Source organism: Rahnella sp. Larv3_ips (assembly GCF_003697865.1).
Classification (GTDB): domain Bacteria; phylum Pseudomonadota; class Gammaproteobacteria; order Enterobacterales; family Enterobacteriaceae; genus Rahnella; species Rahnella rivi.
On sequence record NZ_MJIB01000014.1, the window covers coordinates 110,987 to 117,651 of the forward strand.

The 6,665-nt window shown below is 45.7% G+C and carries 6 protein-coding genes; 4 read left to right on the forward strand and 2 right to left on the reverse strand.

All coding sequences use genetic code 11. The annotated features are described in order from the left end of the window. The first annotated feature begins 79 nt into the window (after positions 1-79). Complete coding sequence (locus ED901_RS17130; RefSeq protein WP_122096632.1) at positions 80-832, forward strand: SapC family protein; 753 nt, start codon at positions 80-82, stop codon at positions 830-832. A gap of 176 nt (positions 833-1,008) precedes the next feature. Here ED901_RS17130 and ED901_RS17135 read toward each other — a convergent pair whose 3' ends face one another. Together ED901_RS17135 and ED901_RS17140 are read right to left on the reverse strand one after the other, a co-directional pair. Next, positions 1,009-1,950, reverse strand: a complete 942-nt coding sequence (locus ED901_RS17135; RefSeq protein WP_122096633.1) for a LysR family transcriptional regulator — start codon at positions 1,948-1,950, stop codon at positions 1,009-1,011. 53 nt (positions 1,951-2,003) lie between these two features. Next, positions 2,004-2,249 carry a hypothetical protein gene (locus ED901_RS17140; RefSeq protein ID WP_122096634.1) on the reverse strand — a complete coding sequence of 82 codons (246 nt, stop codon included), beginning with the start codon at positions 2,247-2,249 and terminating at the stop codon, positions 2,004-2,006. A 588-nt stretch (positions 2,250-2,837) separates the two neighbouring features. Here ED901_RS17140 and ED901_RS17145 point away from each other — a divergent pair. The 3 genes from ED901_RS17145 to ED901_RS17155 all read left to right on the forward strand — a co-directional run. Continuing rightward, on the forward strand, positions 2,838-5,087 hold the full coding sequence (locus ED901_RS17145) for an inverse autotransporter beta domain-containing protein (protein ID WP_162997891.1): 2,250 nt from the start codon (positions 2,838-2,840) through the stop codon (positions 5,085-5,087). Between the two features lie 59 nt (positions 5,088-5,146). Beyond that, positions 5,147-6,037: a SinI family autotransporter-associated protein gene (locus ED901_RS17150; protein WP_256370290.1), complete on the forward strand. Its 891-nt coding sequence runs from the start codon at positions 5,147-5,149 to the stop codon at positions 6,035-6,037. Between the two features lie 93 nt (positions 6,038-6,130). After that, positions 6,131-6,665 (forward strand): hypothetical protein (locus ED901_RS17155; protein WP_162997892.1); only part of this gene is annotated, 535 nt, incomplete at its 3' end.

A 6,665-nucleotide genomic window follows, 5' to 3' on the forward strand; every position in this document is an offset into this window, starting at 1 on the left:
TTCATTAATCTCACCGCGACGCTTCGCGTGTGGAAACTCTATTACTTACTCCCGGGCCTTGTGCCCACAAGGAATTAAAATGTCTACAACAATGCTTTTCTATAAAAACGTTACTGCACTTTCCCGTGATAGCCATAAGAAGTTAAAACTCGATCCCGTCAACGGGTTTGATATGGCAGCGAATACCCATTGGTTACCGGTTGTTGGTGGAGAGTTTTATCAGGCATCCCCGCATTATCCGATCGTATTCGCCGCTGAAACCAAAGAGGGCGCAGAAGTTATCACCCCCATTCTGCTGTTAGGCCTTGAAGCGGGTCATAATGATTATGTGGCTAAGGATATGAGCTGGAAGGCCGGGACTTATTTACCTGCCTTTGTACGTCGCTATCCATTCGTACTGGCATCAACAGATCAGGCGTCAAAAGACTTCACTATTTGTTTTGACAAAGATTTCGCGGGCTTCAACGAGAAGAAAGGGAAAGAGCTGTTTAATAAAGACGGCTCAAACAGTGAGTTCCTGGATGAGACAATCAAATTCATGAATGGATTCACGGTTGAAATGGAGCGAACGAAAGAGTTCGTGGCGCTGCTGAGCAAATTCCAGCTTCTGGAAAAACGTAATGCAGAAATCACCAGCAGCACTGGCGCATCCTTTAAGGTTCAGGATTTCCATGTTGTGAGTGAAGCTAAACTGGCGAAACTGACCGGTGAAGAACTGGTTGAGCTTAACCAGAAAGGCTATTTGGGTTGGATCATTGCTCATCTGATGTCATTGGCCAATCTGCCAAAACTTCTCGATATGCATTTGGAGAACCGCAAAAGCGCTAAGTGAATTAAAGAAGCGTGAGTCGTATATTTCTACTATCTGAACAATAACCTGCTTAAGCTGTGTTAAATCGACTCGTGGAGTGCGCGCACTCCCGAGTCGAGAACCTTCCCGAAGACCTTTCCCCCTCTCAAACCCGCAGACAGAATGCACTGTTATCGCTTTGAACTACCCTTGCCAGTTCAACAGGTGAGAGTTTTCAACAGGTGAGAGTTGATCCCCTCGATGATTTGTACAAATGAAGAGTTATTGAGCGATGTTTTGTTATAAATCATGTAAATAGACACCGGCTTCATACTCAACTCCGGTTTCAACATTTTGATGTCATAACTGCTCTTCATTTTTTCAAACAGGCGTTTAGGGATTGCACCGACCAGATCGCTTTTTTCTGTCGCGGCGAGAACACATAAAAGTGAACGCGTTCTCATGCCGATATTTCTTTCGCCAAAATAGTTGTCAGCGTAGACCTGAAACTCGTTAATCACTTCGCTGTCTGTTTCTAATAGAACGAATTTCTCTTGCCTGGATTGCTCAACATCTATCGTATCAGTAAGGCGCGGGTGCGTTTTACTGCATATAAAAACGATTTCTTCTTCGAATATTTTTTTAGAAACGAACTGCATACTGAAATGCGGATTGGAATCAAAGATAATGTCTGCCCGCCGGTAAATCAGCGCCTCTTCAGCGGAGTTCGACGTAGGGTCACTGATGGTATGCACGATCTCGCATTGTGGGATGCTGTCCAGGACTAACGTGGTAATGACGGGAATGAGGATGCCTGAAAGATACGCTGAACAGTCAATCACCAGACGATTGTGAGAGGTTTGTTTTGAGACTTTCTGAAAAGCAAACAGGAAATTATCAAAGCTCGGGCTCAATGCCTGATGAATACTGACTGCCACTGTCGTGGCACTTAATGATTTCCCTTCCCGAACAAACAAAGGATCCCCAAAGTACAATCTGAGTTTTTGCAAAGACTGACTGACGGAAGAAGGCGAGAGGTCGAGAGATTCAGCAGCCATGGTGACACTTCCATAGATGTATACCGCTTCAAACATGACTAACAAGTTGAAGTCAAAATCTTTTGTAGTCCAGAATACATCGGTAATGTTACCTGACTGCATGCTCTCTCCTTATAAACGAGTGGCTATATTTCGCGGGGAAATGATAGTCATAATTATAAGTCACGGTTAAAAATTTGCTGCAGTTTTTCTTCCGTCAGGAAAAGCAAATCATCCAATACCGGCGTTATCCTGGAGCCTCTGATAAGCACTAATACCGGATAATCGGTGGGATGATTGAGTGATAACTGCTTTTTATAATCAGACCACTTTTTAAAATGACCATCAGACTCTGCGCTGGCCATAATGAATACGGTGGTAATGAATTCATCGTACTCATATAGGTTATTCAAAAGGAACATAAAACCTCACTCACTATTAATAAAATGGCAATGTAGGAAATAAGAAGTTACAGATGCAGACTCCTTAAGCAGATAATATTTCAACGGCTCATCCTCCAGAAGTTTCCAGTCAAAGACAATGCCATATCCTGAAAGATGTTTTTGCAAATCTGCATGAACCCTTATGGGCGTTCCTCTTTCTGTATAAATGCTCTGGCTCAGCGTTATTCTCAGGAGTGAAAGTTCTCATCAGACGTCATCCTGGTGCATGAGATTAAATTTATCGCCATAAAAAATCGCACTGAATCGCATAAATTCCTGACAGGGGTTTTAATATTTGCACTGTAAAACAGTGAGTTAAATTCATTTGTTGAGTGGATGTTGATTTTTAGAATTGATCATTCAGCAAACGATATTGCAGCGGGGGTTGGGTAAGAATATTATTTTCGCAAGCAGGAGGTCTGGCAGATGTTAATAGAGTTCAGATTCTTAATGACTGCACTACTTATATATAAACCCGGCGCGATGATGTTCTGTCTTTTCATCCTCCGTTAATTTTTCTCCAGCAATATGATAGGTTATTTTTTATCATTCAGGTCAATACGTAATATGAAGAAATTATCTTTATTTACGCTGGCAGCAATCACATTCTGCCCGCTGATGAGCAGTCATGTTATTGCCGCAGAAAGCCTGCTATTGCCAGATTTAGGCAGTGCTGAAACGGTAAAGAATAACGCTTCTGCGGAAGATCTTTCTGCGCAGACAAATAATGGTTTTGCAGCCAAAACAGCGCAAACCGCTGTGAGCGAAGCACAACAGAATTTTGAAAATTTAACGCCGGAAGGGATGAAGTCTCAGGCCTATCAATATGGCAAAAGTGTTGCCACCAGTGCGGCACAGAATCAGATTGAAAAAACGCTGTCGCCTTATGGCCATGTCAGTACACAAATCAGTCTCAATGACGACGGAAGTTTAGACGGGTCATCGCTGGATTATCTGATCCCCTGGTATGAAGGAGAGAGCAATTTAATTTTTACCCAATTCTCTGCTCACAATACCGATGATCGTACCATTGCTAACTTCGGGGCAGGGTTACGCCATAACCTGAATAAAGACTGGCTGGTGGGCGTCAATGCCTTTTACGATTACGACCTGACCCGAAATCATCGCCGTTACGGCGTAGGTGCAGAAGCCTGGACTAACTACCTGAAGTTTAGCGGCAACTATTATATTCCGCTGTCTTCATGGAAAAATTCGCCAGACCTGGAAGATTACGAAGAGCGCCCATCCAGAGGGTGGGACGTTCGTGCGCAGGCTTATTTACCTGCATACCCGCAGCTGGGCTCGTCGGTCATCTATGAAAAGTATTACGGCGAACAGGTTGCGCTCTTTGGGACTGACAGTTTACAGAAAAACCCGTCGGCAGTGACGTTGGGAGTGGATTACACCCCGGTGCCGATGATCACCATGGGGCTGGGCTATAAAAAGGGTAATTCTGATAACACCGAACTGACTGCCAACGTGGCGCTGGATTACCGCATCGGTGTGCCGATGGCGCAACAGCTGGACCCTTCAGCCGTCGCCGATATGCGCAGCCTGGCGGGAAGTCGCATGGATTTCGTCGATCGTAATAATCATATTGTGCTCGAGTACCGCGAGAAAAGGGATCTGGATGTCGGCCTGTACCTGAAACCGACCGGCACGCCCGCGCAATGTATTCTTTCTGATGCGCCGGATGAAGCCCAGGCTTATGAGGGGTGTCACTGGACGGTTAACGCCACCATTACGTCGCATCTGAAAATTAAAGACGCGCAGTGGGTTCCGCTCGGCGGTTTCTCTGCGGAAAGCAAACTGGCCTTACCGGCATTGTCTCCACAGCAAAATATCAGCGCCGGTCAGAATAACCACTGGACGCTCACATTCCCTGCATGGGTTGATTCCGCCGATCCTGAGGCCAACAAATACGCGCTGGCGGTGATGCTGGTTGATGATAAAGGGCACGCGAAGCAATCCAATATCGTCAACATTGAAGTGTCTGAAGCGCCTGTGAATTATCAGCTGGTGATTAACGATGCCGGTGAAGAGAAAAAAGCCATCAAGGTGTTATCTAACGGCAACGATGTCGTCACCCTGCATTCGAGCGGCAGTAAAGTCGCCGGGCTGGCAGGAGAAACCACGGCCCTGGCGGCTGAAAATCTGAATATGACATTCCATGCTTACAAGATGGAAGATAAAAGCCACGCTCAGGAAGTTGAGATTCACGCGTCGAAAAGTGACTGTGAAACGCATACCCAATGTCTGTTTTATGAACAAAAACCGGAGCGGGGCGAGGCGGTGATCGGCAGTACAATGAGCGGTGTTTACTCTGTCATTGCCAAACCAGAAAATAAATCGTCACAGAAAACCAATGCGGTTGTTATTGATTTCACTCCTGCGGATAAAATGATTTATACCGCCATCGTCGATAAAGAAAATCCGACAGTGAATTTAACGGCGACTAAGGGTAATAAATTACAGTTAGGCCATGAATATGAATTTAAAGTGGCCTACGACAGTAATAATAACGGGCAATGGGATGCCAGTGACCGTGAAACAGTAACAGACGAAAATAAAACGCCGATCATTTCTTTGATGAATTACCGCTGGCAGTTCACCACGAACAGCGCGAACGGTACGCCGGGTGGATTTGCCACTCCTGCGACGGATAATCACAATATTATCCTGCCGAAAACCAATGCTGAAGCCAGCACCGTATTTTCCGCTGCCGGACCAGACGGGGTCCAGGGATATGAATTAAGGGTTGACTATCAGTTGACTCAAACAGGAATACAGACTGTTAAAACGATGAATAAGAAATAATATTTCCTATCACGATTTGACATTAACTCACCCATTTTACTTTAATGAGATATGACCCAATGAAAACGTTTAACAAAACACTCCTTGCAACATTATTAATTGCCAGCTGTGCGCCAATGGCTTTTGCTGATACAACAGCCAGTGCCGGTAGAATCGAAGGTACCCCTCCCATTATATACGGAACAGGTGCAGGCGCAGCGGTGCATACCGTGACATTTGCTAACGGGCATGAAAGTGGTTCTGTCAACGCCATGTCGCCGGGAGATAAGATTACCCTCAGCTATATTTTGAAGGATAAAGAAGGTGATGTTGATGACAGTATAAAAACCATTACGTGGTATACCACCTCGGATGGCCGTGGTGCTGATAAAAAAATCATCAGTGGCGCCGCCGGTAAGGAAACTTACACCCTGCAGCAGGCGGACGCCGGGCTTTATCTGGGCGCAACCATTGATGAAACCACTATGACCGGGGATCCTAAAGGGGGTCAGCGGATCACCATAAATGATGTCAGTACCAACGACGCGACGGACAATATTCCGGACGGTCCGGTAGTAGGCGGCACGGTGGCAACCATGATTGTGGATACCTTATCACCAGATGATAACCTGATCGGTAAAGCGAACAGCAGTCTGATTCTGGGCCATAGTTATCAGTTCAAAATCTGGTATGACACCAACGGTAACAAGGTCTGGGATGCGGGCGAACTGGATGCGTCATCCAACTACAGCTATAACTGGATCTTCGACGGCACCTCAGCGACCACGGGTACGGCGGGCGGTAAAGCCGTCAGTTCAACCGATAACAAGGATCTGAAACTGCCGTTGACTAACACCGAAGCGAAATCTGTCTACGCCAATGCGGGTGCAGACGGTATCCAGGGTTACCAGCTGCAGGTAGATTATACCGCTAAAGTTAAAGCAGTATTGAAATCCGTTAAACGCAAATAATAATCCGTAATATTAATTAGCCTGGGCGCACTGGCGCTCAGGTTAATTAATCCGTGTGATGTAAATTGCCATACCTTAAAGCATGGTGACGTGATGAAAAGTAAATTTAAAAACAAGGCACGGATAGCGTTGTTTATAGCACTCCTGATCAATACCCCCTTTCTGGTTAATGCCAATGAAATGACCGGTCGGACAGGTGCAGTATCAGGAACTCCCCCTGTTTTATATAACAAGGATAACGAATCCGGGCATATCGATGTCGTCAGAAAAAGAGGCGGCATTGAGGATGACGACCAGCTCGATATTAATGACAGTTTGTCCCTCGCGTGGCGATTTTTTGATGGTGAGGGGGATGAGGAAATAACACTTCCCTCCGTAGAGTGGATTTGTACCGACACCAATAATAGCCGGCACGTCCTTGCGACGGGTACTCTGGAATATATTATTTCTCCAAATGATAAAGCCTGTACTATCGGGGTCAATCTCACGCCGAAAACATTGACCGGCGCGCCTCAGGAAAATACGGCGATCGAAATCGCGGATATCAGCACGTATATTGACAATGATTCTATTCCTGACGGACCGGTAAATCCGCATTCCATTAATATGACGGATTACACTGTCGCGC

Excerpts from the sequence above, each read along its gene's own strand:
- ED901_RS17130 (WP_122096632.1), top strand. The coding sequence starts at position 80 with ATGTCTACAACAATGCTTTTCTATAAAAACGTTACTGCACTTTCCCGT.
- ED901_RS17135 (WP_122096633.1), bottom strand. The coding sequence starts at position 1,950 with ATGCAGTCAGGTAACATTACCGATGTATTCTGGACTACAAAAGATTTT.
- ED901_RS17140 (WP_122096634.1), bottom strand. The coding sequence starts at position 2,249 with ATGTTCCTTTTGAATAACCTATATGAGTACGATGAATTCATTACCACC.
- ED901_RS17145 (WP_162997891.1), top strand. The coding sequence starts at position 2,838 with ATGAAGAAATTATCTTTATTTACGCTGGCAGCAATCACATTCTGCCCG.
- ED901_RS17150 (WP_256370290.1), top strand. The coding sequence starts at position 5,147 with ATGAAAACGTTTAACAAAACACTCCTTGCAACATTATTAATTGCCAGC.